At 60.0% G+C, this 17,316-nt stretch carries 15 protein-coding genes, 1 tRNA gene and 1 pseudogene; 8 read left to right on the top strand and 9 right to left on the bottom strand.

Going from position 1 to position 17,316, the window contains the following annotated elements; genetic code table 11:
* Positions 1-203: pseudogene (locus tag ACTG4B_RS14080) on the bottom strand (citramalate synthase); the annotation flags it as partial.
* A 67-nt stretch (positions 204-270) separates the two neighbouring features.
* Positions 271-1,704, bottom strand: coding sequence for a cysteine--tRNA ligase (gene cysS, locus ACTG4B_RS14085; RefSeq protein ID WP_439156338.1), 1,434 nt, complete (start codon positions 1,702-1,704; stop codon positions 271-273).
* A gap of 233 nt (positions 1,705-1,937) precedes the next feature.
* Here cysS and ACTG4B_RS14090 point away from each other — a divergent pair, with 233 nt between their 5' ends.
* Entirely contained in the window at positions 1,938-3,116 is a 1,179-nt protein-coding gene (locus ACTG4B_RS14090) for a pyridoxal phosphate-dependent aminotransferase (RefSeq protein WP_439156339.1), read from the top strand.
* Positions 3,117-3,245: 129 nt separating this feature from the next.
* On the opposite strand, the gene ACTG4B_RS14095 is transcribed toward ACTG4B_RS14090, so the two are convergent.
* Positions 3,246-3,872 carry an outer membrane protein gene (locus ACTG4B_RS14095; protein WP_439156340.1) on the bottom strand — a complete coding sequence of 209 codons (627 nt, stop codon included), beginning with the start codon at positions 3,870-3,872 and terminating at the stop codon, positions 3,246-3,248.
* 222 nt (positions 3,873-4,094) lie between these two features.
* Complete coding sequence (locus ACTG4B_RS14100; protein ID WP_439156341.1) at positions 4,095-5,189, bottom strand: anhydro-N-acetylmuramic acid kinase; 1,095 nt, start codon at positions 5,187-5,189, stop codon at positions 4,095-4,097.
* 63 nt (positions 5,190-5,252) lie between these two features.
* Between ACTG4B_RS14100 and tyrS the strand changes: the two genes are divergently transcribed.
* Positions 5,253-6,503 (top strand): tyrosine--tRNA ligase, encoded by a 1,251-nt coding sequence (tyrS, locus tag ACTG4B_RS14105; RefSeq protein ID WP_439156342.1) that lies wholly within the window; start codon positions 5,253-5,255, stop codon positions 6,501-6,503.
* Here tyrS and ACTG4B_RS14110 read toward each other — a convergent pair.
* On the bottom strand, positions 6,500-6,637 hold the full coding sequence (locus tag ACTG4B_RS14110) for a hypothetical protein (RefSeq protein ID WP_439156343.1): 138 nt from the start codon (positions 6,635-6,637) through the stop codon (positions 6,500-6,502). The genes tyrS and ACTG4B_RS14110 overlap by 4 nt on opposite strands.
* A gap of 45 nt (positions 6,638-6,682) precedes the next feature.
* On the opposite strand from ACTG4B_RS14110, the gene ACTG4B_RS14115 reads away from it, so the two are divergent.
* The 6 genes from ACTG4B_RS14115 (at position 6,683) to ACTG4B_RS14140 (ending at position 11,555) form a co-directional block, all read left to right on the top strand.
* The gene (locus ACTG4B_RS14115) at positions 6,683-7,510 is read left to right on the top strand and encodes a GNAT family N-acetyltransferase (RefSeq protein WP_439156344.1); all 828 of its coding nucleotides are present in this window, start codon (positions 6,683-6,685) and stop codon (positions 7,508-7,510) included.
* Between the two features lie 61 nt (positions 7,511-7,571).
* A complete protein-coding gene (locus ACTG4B_RS14120) occupies positions 7,572-8,423 on the top strand; it encodes a PhzF family phenazine biosynthesis protein (protein ID WP_439156345.1) in 852 nt (283 codons plus the stop codon).
* An 81-nt stretch (positions 8,424-8,504) separates the two neighbouring features.
* On the top strand, positions 8,505-8,924 hold the full coding sequence (locus tag ACTG4B_RS14125; RefSeq protein ID WP_439156346.1) for a Fur family transcriptional regulator: 420 nt from the start codon (positions 8,505-8,507) through the stop codon (positions 8,922-8,924).
* Positions 8,925-8,927: 3 nt separating this feature from the next.
* Complete coding sequence (locus ACTG4B_RS14130; protein WP_439156347.1) at positions 8,928-9,818, top strand: DMT family transporter; 891 nt, start codon at positions 8,928-8,930, stop codon at positions 9,816-9,818.
* A 43-nt stretch (positions 9,819-9,861) separates the two neighbouring features.
* The gene (eno, locus tag ACTG4B_RS14135) at positions 9,862-11,136 is read left to right on the top strand and encodes a phosphopyruvate hydratase (RefSeq protein WP_439156348.1); all 1,275 of its coding nucleotides are present in this window, start codon (positions 9,862-9,864) and stop codon (positions 11,134-11,136) included.
* Complete coding sequence (locus tag ACTG4B_RS14140) at positions 11,133-11,555, top strand: cupin domain-containing protein (RefSeq protein WP_439156349.1); 423 nt, start codon at positions 11,133-11,135, stop codon at positions 11,553-11,555. The genes eno and ACTG4B_RS14140 overlap by 4 nt, the downstream gene beginning before the upstream one ends.
* Before the next feature lie 257 nt (positions 11,556-11,812).
* Here ACTG4B_RS14140 and ACTG4B_RS14145 read toward each other — a convergent pair whose 3' ends face one another.
* The 4 genes from ACTG4B_RS14145 to ACTG4B_RS14160 form a co-directional block, all read right to left on the bottom strand.
* Positions 11,813-15,451, bottom strand: a complete 3,639-nt coding sequence (locus ACTG4B_RS14145; protein WP_439156350.1) for a vitamin B12-dependent ribonucleotide reductase — start codon at positions 15,449-15,451, stop codon at positions 11,813-11,815.
* Positions 15,452-16,053: 602 nt separating this feature from the next.
* Positions 16,054-16,130, bottom strand: a tRNA-Pro gene (locus ACTG4B_RS14150).
* A 42-nt stretch (positions 16,131-16,172) separates the two neighbouring features.
* Positions 16,173-16,649 carry a DUF192 domain-containing protein gene (locus tag ACTG4B_RS14155; RefSeq protein WP_439156351.1) on the bottom strand — a complete coding sequence of 159 codons (477 nt, stop codon included), beginning with the start codon at positions 16,647-16,649 and terminating at the stop codon, positions 16,173-16,175.
* A gap of 11 nt (positions 16,650-16,660) precedes the next feature.
* Positions 16,661-17,188 (bottom strand): cold-shock protein, encoded by a 528-nt coding sequence (locus ACTG4B_RS14160; RefSeq protein ID WP_439156352.1) that lies wholly within the window; start codon positions 17,186-17,188, stop codon positions 16,661-16,663.
* Positions 17,189-17,316 lie beyond the last annotated feature (128 nt).

Below are 17,316 nucleotides of genomic sequence, written 5' to 3' on the forward strand. Positions count from 1 at the left end.
CTCGCGCGCGTCTTGGGAGGCTGGGCAAAAAACACCGTGTCGGTGGGGTTGGCGCCGGGCCAGCCACCTTCGATATAATCGACCCCCAAACCGTCCAGCACAGCAGCAATCTGGTGCTTTTCATCGCTGGAAAACTGCACGCCCTGCGTCTGCGCGCCGTCGCGCAATGTGGTGTCGAAAAGATACAGGCGGTCCTTGCTCATTGCGCGAAACCCAAAATTTCAGTTGAACTTTTGCGCCATGATGAAGAATTTTCGCGAAAATTCTTCATCACAGATCACCCAGCTGTGCCGCATCGAAATCCGGCCCGGGCTTCCATGTCGCCTGCCCGCCCACATCGGTGACCTGCACACCTGCCGCATTCAGGATATCGCGCACATCGTCGGCGCGGGCCCAATCCTTGGCTGCGCGGGCCGCTGCCCGATCCGCCAACAGCGCATCAACACGGGCGGCAATGGCAGGTGCAACCGCCGGTCCCGCCTCGCCCCCGTCAAACATCGGGATCCGCGCCCAGTCATTCACAAGCCCCAGCATCTCCAGCCCATGGGCAAAACCGGCCAATGCAGCGGGCGTTTTGCCCTTGGACAGCACATGCAGCCGCGCCAGCGCGCCGGGGGTGTTCAGGTCATTGGCCAGCACACCGAGGAATTCCGCATCCGGACCCCATTTGCCATCCGCGCGCAGCGCACGGATCAGGTCGGGGCCAAAGCTGTGCCCATGCAGGATGCCATACCACTTGCGCAGGGTGCCGTCCGCCTCGACACGGCGCGCCTCTGTCCAATCCATCGTCTTGCCGTAATGCGTGCCCAGCATCACCAGCCGGATCAGCGCGCCGTGAAGGCCCTGATCCAGCAGATCGCGGATGGTAAAGAAGTTTCCCAGGGATTTGGACATCTTCTTGCCCTCGACCTGCAACATCTCGTTATGGATCCAATAGCGGGCGAACTCGCCATGCGGATGGGCGCAGGCGCTTTGCGCGATCTCGTTTTCATGATGCGGAAACATCAGGTCGTTGCCGCCACCGTGGATGTCGAATGTCTCGCCCAGCAATTCATACGACATCGCAGAACATTCGATGTGCCAACCGGGCCGCCCATAGCCCCACGGGCTGGACCAACCGGGCTGGCCATCGGCAGAGGGTTTCCACAACACGAAATCCATCGGGTTCCGTTTGTAGGGCGCAACCTCGACCCGCGCACCGGCGATCATATCGTCGATCGACCGGCCAGACAGCGCGCCATAGTTTTCATAGCTTTCGACCGCAAACAGCACATGACCGTCAGCCGCATAAGCATGGCCCTTGTCGATCAGGTCGGCGATCATGGTGATCATCTGGGCGATGTAATCGGTCGCGCGGGGTTCATGGGTGGGGCGCAACGCCCCCAGCGCGTCCATGTCGTCGTGATACCAGCCGATGGTTTCCGCCGTGATATCGCCAATCGCCCGCCCGGTTTCTGCCGCGCGCGCGTTGATCTTGTCGTCCACGTCGGTAAAGTTACGCACGTAAATGACGTGATCGGGGCCGTAAACATGGCGCAGCAGCCGGAACAGAACGTCAAACACAAGCACATTGCGCGAATTGCCCAGATGCGCACGGTCATAGACCGTGGGGCCGCACAGATACATCCGCACGTTTTTCGGGTCGATGGGCACGAAATCCTCGCGCTGGCGGGTTTTCGTATTCTGGAGCCTGATCGTCGTCATAATGCCTCACGCACGGGGTTACGCCGGCGGGCTTAGCAATTTCGGGTTCTGAATGAAACGTGAAAGAGCGGCCCGCGACTGATGTCAGCAGGAAATAATGCAGCAGATAATGATGCCATTGCACGTCATATCCACCGACTTAGCAGGCCGCCCGCGATCCGTCCAGTCTCTCGCCCGCTCTGACCACCTTGCCAGATTGACATTTCCCCGTTTTCGCCGTTCCCCTGCGCGCCATGAAACTGTCATCACGCATCACATCTATCACCGGCGGCGGTTCTGACGGGTGGGACGTGTTCTATCGCGCCCGCCGGATGATTGCCGCCGGCATCCCTGTCACCGAACTGAGCATCGGCGAACATGATATCCGCACCCATCCCGATATTCTGGGGGCCATGCAGGCATCGGCCATGGACGGGCACACCGGCTATGCCACGGTGCCGGGCACCGACAGCCTGCGGGCCACGATTGCGGCACGGATCACCGCACGGACAGGCGTGCCGACGACATCTGCAAATATCCTTGTCACCCCCGGCGGGCAGTCGGGGCTGTTTGCGGCGCATATGGCCGTTTGCGATCAGGGCGATACCGCGCTGTTCATCGACCCTTATTATGTTACCTACCCCGGCACGATCCGGGCGGTGGGGGCCATGCCGCGGGCCATTGTCACGTCACCTGACAGGGCGTTTCAACCCACCGCCGCGGACATCGCCGCCGCCGCCCCCGGTGCTGTGTCGCTGTTGATCAACACGCCCAACAACCCCACCGGCGCGGTCTATTCCCCGCAAACCCTGAGCAATATCGCACGCGTCTGTCAGGATCACGACCTGTGGCTGATCTCGGACGAGGTTTATGACACCCAGGTCTGGGAAGGCATGCATATCAGCCCGCGCGCCCTGCCCGGCATGACCGACCGCACGCTGGTGGTCGGGTCGATGTCGAAAAGCCATGCCATGACCGGCAGCCGCATCGGCTGGGTCTGCGCGCCTGAACATGTGATTGCCCATCTTTTGAACCTCGCGACCCATACCACATATGGCGTGCCGGGTTTCATTCAGGACGCGGCCGAATTCGCCCTCAAACAGGGTGCGGACGTTGAAGAAACAGTCGCAGCGCCGTTTCGCCGTCGCCGCGCATTGACCCTGCGAACACTCGAGGGCCAGAATATGATCCGCGCCTTGCCGGTGGAGGGGGCCATGTATGCAATGCTGGATATCCGCGCCACGGGCCTGACCAGCGCGGATTTCGCCGATGCCTTGCTGGATGCGGAACATATCGCGGTGATGCCCGGTGAAAGTTTCGGAGATGGTGCCGCCGGTCATATCCGGGTGGCGATGACGATCGACGATGACCGCTATGTCGATGCGCTGCGCAGGTTGGTGCGTTTTGCCAGCAGGTGCAAGGCACCCCGTTGAAACACGCAGGCCGTGTATAGAAAAGGGCCCGCAGTAATGCTGCGGACCCTTTCAAGACACCCGATGTCATTGCATGCTCGGGGAAAGGGACAGTGCGCCACCGGATGCCTTATGATGTGAAGCGCCAGATCAGAACTGGAACGACACCCGTGCGGTTGCGGTTGTTGCTTCAAGGTTTGCACCACCAAGCACACCGCCGTCAAAGTCGTGCTGGAGCACTTCACCACCGATGATCAGGTTGTTGTTCATCTTGTATGCAACGCCCAGACCGTAGAAATCGCCATCGGTCGTGCCGTCAGCCGCACCAGATGTTTCAGCTTCAACATAACCCGCCGTCAGATAGGGGAGGAACGCACCGGCATCATAGCCTGCGCTCAGTTTGGCCCGGAAAATCGAGTCAAGTTCAAGTGCGGGATTGGTGACTTCGATTTCTGTTCCGTCAAAATCAAGTTCCGCACCCAGTACAATATTTCCAAGGTCATAGCGGTAACCGGCGTGGACACCATAGATCGCGCCATCAGGCTCAGTCGGATCCAGTGCAGGATCAGCCTCAAGCTGGCCATACCCCAGCTGTGCACCCGCGTAGAACCCTGTCCAGTCAGAGCCAGACACGCGCACAGGTGCCGGTGTCATGACTGTTACGGGCTCCACGGTTTCAACGGGTTCAGCCAGACCACCGGCGGTGGCGAAACTACCCGCCATGATCAATGGAAGTGCGATCGCGACGGTGCGTCCAAAATACATAGCCTTATTCATTTTCTACTCCTTCAAGAGTTGTTGTCGTGCGCAATACAGGTGATAACTTTGCTCTTGGTTTCAACGCCTCTCACGAGGGCGTGACAGCGATAGGCGAATTTTGGTTAATTCATGAATCCGCGTCGGCCAAAGGCCGCTCATGAGCGGTGTAGACCGGCATCAGTTGACAGAAAATTTATGAGCCCAAAGAAGCGATATTAAAAAAAACCGCTTTAAATACAGTCACAAAGCCCCAGACAGGCGGCCGCCCGTCATCGGGGCATTAACCCCTGTTATTGCAGGTGCCGAAATTGGCATCCCACGCGCGGACCGCACAGCAAGATAACCAAAGGCCTGCGCCTCGAGCATGTCGCCATCCAGTCCTGCGGCCTCGACCGGGGCGACCGAACAGGGCAGTTGCGCGGCCAGCATCGCCATCATCACGGGGTTATTGCGCCCGCCACCGGTGACAAACACCTGCGCAGGCTGCGACGGGCACAGCGCGATCCCTGCCTTGACCGCTGCAACCGGAATTGCCGTCAAGGTTGCTGCCGCATCCGCATCCGACAGGCTGCTGATCATTCCGCCCAGACCGGCAAATGTATCACGATCCAGCGATTTCGGCGCGGGCCGTGTGAAATAGGGATCTGTCAAAAATGCCTGCACGATGGACTGATGGACCGCCCCCCTGCGTGCAACGGCGCCGTCGGCGTCTTGGCTTTGCCCCAGCCGGGCCTGCATCAGATCATTGATCGGGGCGTTTGCCGGCCCGGTGTCGAACGCAAGCAGCGCACCTATAGACTCTGGTGCAGGACGCCGCGGATCGACCCAGGTCAGGTTACCGACGCCGCCAAGGTTCAGAAACACCACCGGCGCATCCGCCCCCATCCAGCGGGCCAGCGCAAAATGATAGAACGGCGCCAGCGGTGCGCCCTGCCCGCCTGCTGCCACATCGGCGCTGCGAAAATCCCAGACCACGGGCAAACCCAACGCATCGGCCACCCGTTGTCCGTTGCCGCACTGATGCGTGCCGCGCCCGCCTGGATCATGCGCCAGCGTCTGGCCATGAAACCCCGCCAGATCGACCCCGTCAAAGCCCGCCATCAGCGCGATATGCGCATCCTCGACGATCAGGGCGGCCTCTGCCACGTCGTCGCCCTGCCAACGGCCAAGCGCATTGCGCAAGACGGCACGTTCACGTGTGCTGTATGGACGGTAATCTGTTGGGCCAAACCCTGCGATATCAACACCATCGGTTTCGATCACGGCCGCATCCACCCCGTCCAGCGACGTGCCCGACATGGTGCCCAAGGCCCTGATCACACCTGATTTCAACATCCGCTTTCCCTTGCGCCTTGTCCTGCTTATAGAGTGCACCGTGCGAACCACAGGAACAAGCCCATGACCTACCACCCCAAATCAGAATTCATGAACGTGATGATGACGCGCGGCTTTCTGGCCGACTGCACCGATTATCAGGGGCTGGACGAGGCATTGAGCCGTGGCATCGTGCCCGGCTATATCGGGTTTGATGCGACGGCAAAATCGCTGCATGTGGGCAGCCTGATCCAGATCATGATGCTGCGCTGGTTGCAGAAAACAGGCCACAAGCCGATCACGCTGATGGGCGGGGGCACGACCAAGGTGGGTGATCCGTCGTTCCGGTCGGATGAACGCCCATTGCTGGGACCGGACCAGATTGCCGCGAATATCGCGGGGATCCAAAAGGTGTTTGCCGCCTATCTGGATTACAGCGATGCACCAACCGGTGCCATGATGCTGGATAACGCCGAATGGCTGGATGATCTGAAATACCTCGATTTCCTGCGCGACATCGGGCGGCATTTCTCGATCAACCGGATGCTGTCGTTTGAATCCGTCAAATCGCGGCTGGACCGGGAACAATCGCTCTCGTTTCTTGAATTCAACTACATGATTTTGCAGGCCTATGATTTTCTGGAACTGAACCGCCGCTATGGCTGCCTGTTGCAGATGGGCGGGTCGGACCAGTGGGGCAATATCGTGAACGGGATCGACCTGACCCGCCGGGTGCTGGACCACGAGATTTACGGCTTGACCTCGCCCTTGCTGACCACCAGCGACGGCAAGAAGATGGGCAAATCGCAATCGGGTGCAATCTGGCTGAATGCCGACATGCTGTCGCCATATGAGTTCTGGCAATTCTGGCGCAACACCACCGACGCCGATACCGGGCGTTTCCTGAAACTTTATACGGAACTGCCTGTCGAGGAATGCGACCGCTTGGGTGCGCTGGCGGGGTCCGAGATCAACGCCGCCAAGATCATCCTTGCCAACGAGGTCACGACCTTGCTGCACGGGGCCGAGGCCGCCAAAACCGCCGAAGCGACCGCCCGCGAGGTTTTCGAAAAGGGCGGTGTCGGCGATGACCTGCCCACCCTGACGCTGAGTGCGGACGAACTGGGCGATGGCATATCCATCGTGCAACTGATCGTGCGCGCGGGACTGGCCGGCAGCGGCAAAGAGGCCAAGCGCCTGATCGCGGAAAACGGCGCGCGGCTGAATGACGCCCCGCTGACCGATGCCGGGCTGATGGTGGATGCCGCCGCCCTGTCCGCCCCGATCAAGCTGAGCGCGGGCAAGAAACGCCATGCACTGGTGCAGCTGGGCTAAAGCAGGATCAGCGCAATCACCTGGATCGTCACGCCAATCGGGAATGTGATGATCGCGGCCACGACAGCCGCGCCCAAAATGGTGGGGCGCGGCGCAGTGGCCGTGATACCGGAAACTGATTTTTTCTGTGTCATGGCACCATTAACGCCGTCTTAGGTTTCAAATGGCTTAACGGGGGCATGGAAAATGCCCTCGGTCTTCCCCTGCAACAACATCCGCGTTTTGGCGCGGCGCTGGCAGGTTTGGGCGCAAAGGTGGATCGTCTTGCCGTGCCCGGTGCGGCACCCCTGCTGCGGATCAGACGGTTTGGCGTGAACCTTGTCTCGCGCGGGCCAATATGGGACCCTGCGACCACACCTGATGTGCAGGTGTCCGCCCTGCGCGCGGCAAAAATCACCCTTTTGAACGATGACGCGACCGGCAACGCGGTCCTGCGCCATGCCGGGTTTCGGCAGGTCATGACCCCGGCACATGTTGCCGAACTTGACCTGACCGGCACTGCAACCGACCGCATTGCAAATGCGCATGGCAAGTGGCGCAATATCTGGCGCAAGGCGCAGACATCACCGCTGACGGTGGAAACCGCCCGTTTCGATCCGCTCTGGCATGATTGGCTGCTGGCCGCAGATCTGGCGCAACAACGCGCCAAGCGCTATCGCGCCCTGCCGCAGCCGGTCCTGCACAGCTATGCGGCAGCAAACCCCGATGGCGCCGAGGTGCTGACGGCCAACACCTGTGGCCAACCTGTCGCCGCAATGCTGTTTTTGTTGCACGCTCCCGTCGCCACCTATCACATCGGCTGGAACGGCGGCACAGGGCGCACCCTTGCCGCCCATCATCTGTTGCTGATGAAAGCCGCCAATCTGTTCGCCGAACGCGGATTCACCCGGCTGGATCTTGGCGCGGTCGATACCGAAAACGCACCCGGTCTGGCCCGTTTCAAGATCGGCTGCGGCGCTGTCATCAGACCGCTGGGCGGCACGTGGTTGCGCCTGCCGGGGTTCTAAGCTGTTGGCACCGGACACATCGCGATGCTACGCCTGATCTGAATAGCCAGAGGGGAACGCCATGACCGCATATCTTGTCTACGATGTCTTTACCGATACGCCCTTTGGCGGCAATCAGCTGGCCGTGGTTCCTGATGCGACTGCCCTGCCCGAGCATGATTTGCAGCGCATCACGGCAGAGTTCAATTTTTCCGAAGCCACATTCGTCTATCCGCCCGTTGATCCGGCGCATACCGCGCGCGTGCGCATATTTACGCCGACGATGGAGATCCCATTTGCAGGTCATCCGACCATCGGCACGGCGATTGCGCTGCGCGATCTGGGGCACGGCGCGGATATGGTGCTGGAACTGGGCATCGGCCCGATCCCGGTCAGCACCCACGCAAGCGGGGCGGCATTCATCGTCGGCACCCCGTTGGAACGGATCGCCACCCCCGATATCACGCTGGTCGCCGCAGCGCTTGGGCTGCCGGAAACGGCGATCCGCATCGATACGCACGCCCCTGTTCAAGCCAGCCTTGGTCTGCCCTTTGTCATCGCGGAACTGGCCAGCCTGCATGATCTGGAGCGCTGCCAGCCCATGCTGGACCATATCCGCGCAGGTGCAGCGCGCTATCCCGGCGGGCTGGATTTCGCGCTTTATCCTTATGTGCGCGACAAGGCCCGCGTTGATGCGCGCATGTTCGCCCCGCTGGACAACATCACCGAAGACCCCGCCACCGGCAGTGCCGCCGCCACGCTGGCCGCTTTGCTGACCGAAACGCTGGGTGCGGGGCAGGATCTGACGATCACCCAAGGCGTGACGATGGGCCGTCCGTCATATATCCACGCGCGCACACAGGCGACCGTTCCCGTGACGATCACCATCAGCGGTAACGCCGTCCGCACGATGGAGGGGCGACTTGTCTACTAAGCTGGTGCGCCCAAAACCTGCGGGGCTGGAAACCCCCGGTCAAGGGCGCTATCACGGCGGCAACACAGCAGCGGATGCGGCATGACTGACACCATTCTTTCCAGATGCGAGGCGCAGGGCCTGCGCATGACCGACCAGCGGCGCACCATCGCGGCCGTGCTGGAAGCGTCCGACGACCACCCCGATGTCGAGGAACTGTATCACCGCGCCTCTGCCGCCGACCCGCGGATCTCGCTGGCGACAGTCTATCGCACGGTCAAGCTTTTCGAAGAATCCGGCATTCTGGAAAAGCACGAATTCGGTGACGGGCGCGCGCGTTACGAAACCACCGACCGCGACCACCACGACCATCTGATCGACATGCATACCGGCGAGGTGATCGAATTCGTCGATCCCGAGATCGAAGCATTGCAGGAACGGATCGCGGCCAAGCTGGGGTACCGGCTGATGGGGCACCGGCTGGAACTGTATGGCCTGCCTCTGACTGACAAGGACGCATAAATCTTGGACAACATTCGCGGCAGCGCGCTGATGGTTCTGGCGATGATGGGATTTGCGTTCGAGGACATGTTCATCAAGAAAATGGCAGGTGCCCTTCCTGTCGGGCAGATCCTGATCGTGCTGGGCATTGGCGGCGCGCTGGTGTTCGCGGTGATCGCGCGGGCCTATGGCGACAGGCTGTGGTCACGCGATCTGGCGCATCCGGCGGTGATCTTGCGTAACGCGGGCGAGATCGTGGGCACCATGGGTTTCGTCACAGCCATCGCGCTGACGCCGATTTCATCGGCCTCGGCCATTTTACAGGCAACGCCGCTGGCCGTCACGCTGGGGGCCGCGCTGTTTCTGGGGGAAACCGTGGGCTGGCGGCGCTGGCTGGCCATTTTGACCGGGCTTTGCGGGGTCTTGCTGGTGATCCGGCCGGGTCTGCAAGGGTTTGACATTAATTCCCTGTTTGCGGTGCAGGGCGTGATCGGGCTGGCGATCCGCGATCTGGCCACACGGCGTATCCCCGCCACGATCACATCGCGGCAGTTGTCCACCTATGCCTTTGCGGTGATCGTGCCCACGGGGGCCGTGGTGCTGTGGCTGGGGGATGCCGGCATGGTGATGCCCGATGCCGTAAACATGATGCGGATCAGCGGCGCTGTCGTGATCGGCGTTGCCGCTTATTACACGCTGGTCGCCGCGACGCGGATCGGGGATATGTCGGTGATTGCACCCTTCCGCTATTCGCGGCTGATTTTCGCGCTGTTCATCGGCGTGCTGGTCTTTGGCGAAAAACCCGACGCGCTGACACTGATCGGCGCTGCAATCATTGTCACATCCGGCACCTATACACTGTGGCGCGAATCACGTCTGCGCCGCGCTTCCCTTGCAGGCCAACCCACGGTATAGAACCCCTGATACCGCTACCATCCCTCTCCCAAAGGAGCATCCCATGAGCACCATCATCGACATCCATGCCCGCGAAATTCTGGACAGCCGGGGCAACCCCACGGTCGAGGTTGACGTGATTCTGGAAGACGGCACCATGGGCCGCGCCGCCGTTCCATCGGGCGCATCCACCGGCGCACATGAAGCGGTTGAAAAACGTGACGGCGACAAGTCACGCTATCTGGGCAAGGGCGTGCTGGAGGCAGTCGCCGCCGTGAACGGCGAAATCGCCCAAGCGATCCTAGGCTATGACGCGACCGAACAGGTCAGCATCGACATGGCGATGATCGAACTGGACGGCACCCCCAACAAGGCGCGACTGGGCGCCAATGCGATCCTTGGCGTATCGCTAGCGGTGGCCAAGGCGGCGGCGGAATATACCGCGCAACCGCTTTACCGCTATATCGGCGGCACATCGGCCCGCACCCTGCCCGTGCCAATGATGAACATTATCAACGGCGGCGAACATGCCGACAACCCGATCGACATTCAGGAATTCATGATCATGCCCGTGTCCGCCGCGAACATCCGCGAGGCCGTGCGCATGGGCTCCGAGGTGTTTCACACCCTGAAAAAGGAACTGAGTGCGGCCGGCCACAACACCGGTATCGGCGACGAAGGCGGCTTTGCCCCAAATATCGGGTCCACGCGCGCCGCACTTGATTTCATCATGACGGCGATCACCAAGGCGGGTTATGTGCCGGGGCAGGACATCTATCTGGCGCTCGATTGTGCGGCGACCGAATATTACGAGAACGGCAAATACGAAATGGACGGCGAAGGTGTATCGCTGACCAGCCAGCAGAACGCCGAGTATCTGGCCAACCTGGTCAACGACTATCCCATCATCAGCATCGAGGACGGCATGTCCGAGGATGACTGGGCAGGTTGGAAGATCCTGACCGACATGATCGGTGACAAGGTCCAGCTGGTCGGCGACGACCTGTTCGTGACCAACCCCGCCCGTCTTGCCGACGGCATCGCCGGTGGCTGCGCCAATTCCATGCTGGTCAAGGTCAACCAAATCGGCACACTGACAGAAACGCTGCAAGCCGTCGATATGGCGCACCGCGCGCGTTACACCAACGTGATGTCGCACCGGTCTGGCGAAACCGAGGATGCGACCATCGCCGACCTTGCCGTCGCCACGAACTGCGGCCAGATCAAGACCGGGTCGCTGTCGCGCTCCGACCGGCTGGCGAAATACAACCAGCTGATCCGAATCGAGGAAATGCTGGGCGAAACCGCCGTTTATGCCGGGCGGTCGATCCTGAAGTGACCGCCGACGACATCATCGCCCACCTGAACCTTGCCCCCCATCCCGAGGGCGGGTTTTATCGCCAGACGTGGGTGGCCGAAAATACCGGCCGCCCGACGGGCACCTGCATTTATTTCCTGCTGAAGGGCGGACAGGCCAGCCATTGGCACCGCGTCGATGCGGTGGAAATCTGGCACTATTACGCAGGTGCGCCGCTGATCCTGTCGCTGGCGGCGGGTGACGCTGGACCGGCGCAGGACCTGACGCTTGGCCCCGATCTGGCCGCAGGCCAAGCGCCGCAACTGATCGTGCCGGAACAGCACTGGCAGGCCGCCCGCACCACGGGCGACTGGACGCTGGTGGGCTGCACCGTGTCGCCGGGGTTCGATTTTTCCGGCTTTACACTGGCCGCACCGGGGTTCGACATTCCCCGCGGCTGAAAAAAGGGGCCCCCGAAGGGACCCCATAGTTTCGCTGATCACCGGTGAATGCAAAGCATTCAACGTCCAAGGACAGCGCGATTGGCGCAGCCAATGGCGGAGTCCGCCCCGCCGTCTGTCGAAACGAAAAAAGGGAGGACCGAAGTCCCCCCATAGTTTCGCTGATCAGGCTCACTCTTTATATACCGCCCGGTTTTTTGCCTGCGGCCCGATCCGCGCCAGGGGCGAGCGCACCCGCCCCGGATTCTGTTCTCTCCTCAGCTACACCCTGACGTCCCGCCACATGTGTTGCACTTCATGCAGGTGCCATTGCGCACCAGTGTGTAGTTGCCACATTCGCCACAGGGGTCACCCTCGTAGCCTTGCATGCGCGCCTTGTCGCGGGCGGACAGGCTGACGGTGCCTGTGGCGATGGCGGTCGATGTTTCCGCCACCAGCGTCTTTATCGCGGCGGATGTATCGGTGCCGGTGGCGCGGGCTGTTTCCAGACCGCCTTGCAGGACGAACAGGTCCTGCGGCATCCGCTTGCGCAGATAGCCGGTCGAACTGATCTGTTTCAGCACCTCCAGCGACCGCGAGGCGGCGCTTTCGGTTGGCGTCTGGATGTTGGAGACGCCCTCTTCCTCGCCGCGCCCGATGTCATCAAAGGATGCACCTTCGGGCTTGACGTGCGCCAGATCGGTGCGGTCCAGATAGCTGACGGCCAGCTCGCGGAAGATGTAATCAAGGATCGAGGTTGCGTTCTTGATGCTGTCGTTGCCCTGCACCATGCCCGCCGGTTCGAATTTCGTGAATGTAAAGGCATCGACGAATTCTTCCAGCGGCACACCGTATTGCAGGCCCACGGACACGGCGATGGCAAAATTGTTCATCATCGCACGGAAACCGGCACCTTCCTTGTGCATGTCGATGAAAATCTCGCCCAACTGGCCGCTTTCGTATTCACCGGTGCGCAGATAAACCTTGTGCCCGCCCACGATGGCCTTTTGGGTATAACCCTTGCGGCGCTGCGGCATCTTTTCGCGTTCGCGGTTGCGGACCTCCTGGATAATGATCTTTTCGACGATCTTTTCGGCCAGCACGGCGGCTTTTTCGTGGTGGTTGCCGCTTTCCAGCACCTCCATCGCGTCGTCGTCATCTTCGACCAGCGCAGATGCGAGCGGCTGCGACAGTTTCGATCCGTCACGATACAGCGCGTTCGCCTTGACCCCCAAGGACCACGACAGTTCATACGCTTTCTGGCAATCCTCGATCGTGGCGTCATTGGGCATGTTGATCGTCTTGGAAATCGCGCCAGAGATGAACGACTGTGCCGCGGCCATCATGTAGATGTGGCTGTCAACGCTCAGATAACGTTTGCCTTTCTTGCCGCATGGGTTGGCGCAGTCAAAGACGTGATAGTGATCTTCCGACAGGAATGGCGCGCCTTCCAGTGTCATGGTGCCACAGACGTGGTCGTTGGCGGCCTCGATATCCTGCTTGGAATACCCAAGGTGACGGAGCAGATCAAAGGTTGGATCGTTCAGCTTTTCGGCCGGGATGCCCAGCGTCTTGGTGCAGAAATCCTCGCCCAGGGTCCACTGGTTGAACACAAAACGGATATCAAAGGCAGAGCGCAGCGCGCCTTCGACCTTGTCCAGTTCCGCCTGACCAAAGCCATGACCGATCAGGCTGGTGTGGTTGATCGCGGGCGCCTGCCCCATGGACCCGTGGCCCACCGCATAGGCGATGATTTCCTCGATCTGGGCTGATCCATAGCCCATCTTTTCCAACGCTGCGGGCACCGACTGGTTGATGATCTTGAAATAACCGCCACCGGCGAGCTTCTTGAATTTCACCAGCGCAAAATCAGGCTCGATCCCCGTGGTATCGCAATCCATGACCAGACCGATGGTGCCGGTTGGTGCGATGACGCTGACCTGCGCGTTTCTAAATCCATGCTGCTCACCAAGGTGCAACGCCTCGTCCCATGCGGTTACGGCCAGATCGACCAGACGATCGTCGGGGCAGTTGGCGTGATCCAGTGGCACGGGCTTTACGTCCAGCTTTTCATAGCCTGTTTTCTTGCCAAGTGCGGCCTGCCGGTGGTTACGGATGACGCGCAGCATGTGTTTGCTGTTCTTGGCGTAGCCGGGGAATGCGCCCAGTTCGCCTGCCATTTCGGCGGATGTGGCATAGGATACGCCGGTCATGATTGCGGTCAGGGCTGCACCCATCGCGCGGCCTTCGTCGCTGTCATACCCCAACCCCATGTTCATCAGCAGACCACCGATATTGGCATAACCCAGACCCAGCGTGCGGAAATCATAGGACCGCTGCGCAATTTCCTTGGACGGGAACTGCGCCATCATCACGCTGATTTCCAGTGTCACAGTCCACAGGCGGGTGGCGTGCATGTAGTCTTCGACCTGGAATTCCCCGTCCTTGTAAAAGGTCAGCAGGTTCATCGACGCAAGGTTGCAGGCCGTGTCATCGAGGAACATGTATTCCGAACAAGGGTTCGACCCGCGGATCGCGCCGTCTTCTGGGCAGGTATGCCAAGCGTTGACGGTGTCGTGATACTGGATGCCCGGATCGGCACAGGCCCATGCGGCATGACCCACCTGTTCCCACAGATCGCGGGCCTTGATGATCTTGGCGACCTCACCGTTCTTACGGTTGATCAGCTTCCAGTTTTCGTCATTCTCGACGGCCTTCAGGAAGGCATCGGTGACGCGGATCGAGTTGTTGGAGTTCTGGCCGGACACGGACGAATAAGCCTCCGAATCCCAATCGGTGTCGTAGGTGGGAAATTCGATGCTGTCGAACCCCTGCTTTGCGTAATCCAGCACGCGTTTGATATAGGTTTCCGGAATGGCCGACCGTTTCGCGTCTTTCACAGCGGCGGCCAGCGTATCGTTTGTCTTGGGGTCATAGGCGGCTACCGACTCGCCGTCCCAGGCCTTGATCGCGGCAAAAATAGCGTTCAGGTAACGCGCGTGCATCTTGGACCCGGCGACGATGGAGGCAACCTTCTGCTCTTCGATCACCTTCCAGTTAATGAATTCCTCGATATCGGGGTGATCGGCATCGACGATCACCATCTTGGCAGCGCGGCGCGTCGTTCCGCCCGACTTGATGGCCCCAGCTGCGCGGTCACCGATTTTCAGGAACCCCATCAACCCGGATGATTTGCCGCCACCCGACAGCGCCTCGCCCTCGCCGCGCAGGCTGGAAAAGTTGGTGCCGGTGCCCGATCCGTATTTGAACAGACGCGCTTCACGGACCCAAAGGTCCATGATCCCGCCTTCGTTCACCAGATCGTCACCGACGGACTGGATAAAACAGGCGTGCGGCTGCGGGTGTTCATAGCTGCTGGCGGATTTGGTCAGCTCGCCGGTTTGGTAATCGACGTAATAGTGCCCCTGTGCCGGGCCGTCGATGCCGTACGCCCAGTGCAGACCGGTGTTGAACCACTGCGGGCTGTTGGGCGCGGCCCGTTGGGTGGCCAACATATAGCGCATTTCGTCGAAATAGGTGCGGGCATCTTCCTCGGTCGTGAAATAGCCGCCCTTCCAACCCCAATAGGCCCACGCACCCGCCAGACGGTCGAACACTTGCTTGGCGGACGTTTCACCGCCGAATGTCGCGCCCTTTGCAGGCTCGGACCGCCACAGAAATTCTGGAACGCCCTTTTCCTTGACCTTCTTGACAGCCGAGGGCACGCCCGCCTTGCGGAAATACTTCTGCGCGATCACGTCGGATGCGACCTGGCTCCAGCCGCCCGGAATTTCACAATTATCCAGCTTGAACACGATCGTCCCGTCCGGGTTGCGAATCTCGGATGTCGTGGTCTTGAATTCCAATGCGCCGTATGCGCCCTGTTCCGCTGTCGTGAAATTCCGTTCGATTTTCATTGGCTCTGCCCCTTGCTTTTCGCGCCGTCGTTGCGGCGTCAAACCTGATTTTATCGCCATCCTGTGGCGGTGAACGTTTAAAGTGTCGGCGTTCCCCGACTGGTCTTTGTCGAACCCTTGCAAAGCCAGATAAGGCTGACGGCCATCTGGCGCGCAGTGCGCGTATTTCGAAATATGGTTCCCGCGCCGACACCACATATGGTGGTATGCTGTCCGGCTCGCACAAATTGGCGCAACTAGGGCTAGTGGGTCAACGGATATTTAACACAAAATACAGATTAAATCTGTTGACGTCTCCCATATCACAACAGACGTGCTGCCCAGCCCGATTCATCCACCGGGTTGTCCACAACGCATGCACTGCGCCGCACGGCCAGAAACCGTTTCTTTCGGCGGCTTTAACCACAAAAGCTCAGAATCAGGATGAGCACACATCCCGCCAAGCGCAAAAATGTTAAGGAATATTAACAGGGGTTTAACCCCAGCTGCATCACAGGTGATGTCACCACCGGACGATGGTCAAAGATGACAATTCGTCATCCTATCGTGGTTGGTGACATGTCCTGATGGCAATTCCGCAACCCTGGAAAGTTTGCGGTAAGTGGTCGGGGCGGAGAGATTCGAACTCCCGACCCTCTGTTCCCAAAACAGATGCGCTACCAGGCTGCGCTACGCCCCGATCCGAGGTCGTCTTAGCCCCAGTGAAGTGATTTGAAAAGCCCTAACTGTCAGTCTTTTTGCCACAAGGCAAAATTGCGTCAGGTCCAAAGCTGGGATGCTGCAAAACATCGCCAACACCAACGCCCAGCCGCGCAGCCAGCCCGCCGTTGATTTCAAGCACCATCTGCACACCTTCCCCGCCGGGGATCGGTGTCAGATCGCCGGGCACTGCATTTTCATGCAGGGCCAACACCCTGCCTTGGGGGCTGACAAACAGCATATCAAGTGGAATGAGCGTGTTTTTCATCCAAAAGCTGACCGATTGCGGCCGTTCATAAATGAACAACATGCCCGACAACATCGGCATTTTCTCGACAAACATAAGCCCTTGGGCACGTTCAGCGGGATCATCGGCGACCTGTACGGCAAAATTGGCCTTGCCCCAATCCCCTGTGATTGTGACTTTGTCCGGCGCACATTCCGCCCAAAGCGGTTGTGCAACGACAGCCAGCAAAGCCGCGAAAGGCCAACCGATCATGCTGCGCAAATTCACTTTGCGGCAACCTCCCAGCCGATGACATCAATCGCCATCCGGCCGCGCTCGCCATCCACCAGCCGCAAGCCAACCGCCTCGCCCGATTGCAGATCAGACAGCCCTGAGCGGCGCAAAACCTCGACATGAATAAAGACATCTTCGGCATTGCCGAAAACATTGGCAAATCCGAACCCCTTGGCCTTGTCGAACCACTTTACGCGCGCAGGCTCGATCGGGCATTCCGCGATATCTTCTGCGGTAAATTCGACCATGTCCCGCAGCGGAACGGCGGTTTCGGTCTTGGGTGGCGTGATCGTCAACACCTGTGTTGCCTGAAGACCGCGCTGCGTATCCTGCACCAGAATCTCTATCGCCGATCCGTCCACGACCGACCCCTGCCCGAAATTCCGCAGCACATTCGCGTGCAAGAGAATGTCCGGACCACCAAGGTCGGCAATCACAAATCCGAATCCCTTTGCCGGATCAAACCACTTTACCTGGCCCGTGACCTGACGCTGGCTATCGGTATCTTGCGTATTCATCCCGTCTTCCTCTCGGTCGCATCTTATTTCCCGAAATGCACCCGCGTTGTTTTTTCTATAAAATGATCAGCGATGGAACCGGCCTGCGGCCCGCCACGGGGCGCCAAAGGGCACCTGCATTTCATGGA

The sequence above is a fragment of the Yoonia sp. genome (genome assembly GCF_965660735.1).
GTDB lineage: Bacteria > Pseudomonadota > Alphaproteobacteria > Rhodobacterales > Rhodobacteraceae > Yoonia.

Bases quoted from the DNA above. Each gene is read 5' to 3' on its own strand.
- ACTG4B_RS14115 (WP_439156344.1), top strand. From the start codon at position 6,683: ATGGAAAATGCCCTCGGTCTTCCCCTGCAACAACATCCGCGTTTTGGC.
- ACTG4B_RS14155 (WP_439156351.1), bottom strand. From the start codon at position 16,649: ATGATCGGTTGGCCTTTCGCGGCTTTGCTGGCTGTCGTTGCACAACCG.
- ACTG4B_RS14120 (WP_439156345.1), top strand. From the start codon at position 7,572: ATGACCGCATATCTTGTCTACGATGTCTTTACCGATACGCCCTTTGGC.
- ACTG4B_RS14110 (WP_439156343.1), bottom strand. From the start codon at position 6,637: ATGACACAGAAAAAATCAGTTTCCGGTATCACGGCCACTGCGCCGCGC.
- ACTG4B_RS14145 (WP_439156350.1), bottom strand. From the start codon at position 15,451: ATGAAAATCGAACGGAATTTCACGACAGCGGAACAGGGCGCATACGGC.
- ACTG4B_RS14125 (WP_439156346.1), top strand. From the start codon at position 8,505: ATGACTGACACCATTCTTTCCAGATGCGAGGCGCAGGGCCTGCGCATG.
- ACTG4B_RS14160 (WP_439156352.1), bottom strand. From the start codon at position 17,188: ATGAATACGCAAGATACCGATAGCCAGCGTCAGGTCACGGGCCAGGTA.
- ACTG4B_RS14090 (WP_439156339.1), top strand. From the start codon at position 1,938: ATGAAACTGTCATCACGCATCACATCTATCACCGGCGGCGGTTCTGAC.
- tyrS (WP_439156342.1), top strand. From the start codon at position 5,253: ATGACCTACCACCCCAAATCAGAATTCATGAACGTGATGATGACGCGC.
- ACTG4B_RS14100 (WP_439156341.1), bottom strand. From the start codon at position 5,189: ATGTTGAAATCAGGTGTGATCAGGGCCTTGGGCACCATGTCGGGCACG.
- eno (WP_439156348.1), top strand. From the start codon at position 9,862: ATGAGCACCATCATCGACATCCATGCCCGCGAAATTCTGGACAGCCGG.
- cysS (WP_439156338.1), bottom strand. From the start codon at position 1,704: ATGACGACGATCAGGCTCCAGAATACGAAAACCCGCCAGCGCGAGGAT.
- ACTG4B_RS14095 (WP_439156340.1), bottom strand. From the start codon at position 3,872: ATGAATAAGGCTATGTATTTTGGACGCACCGTCGCGATCGCACTTCCA.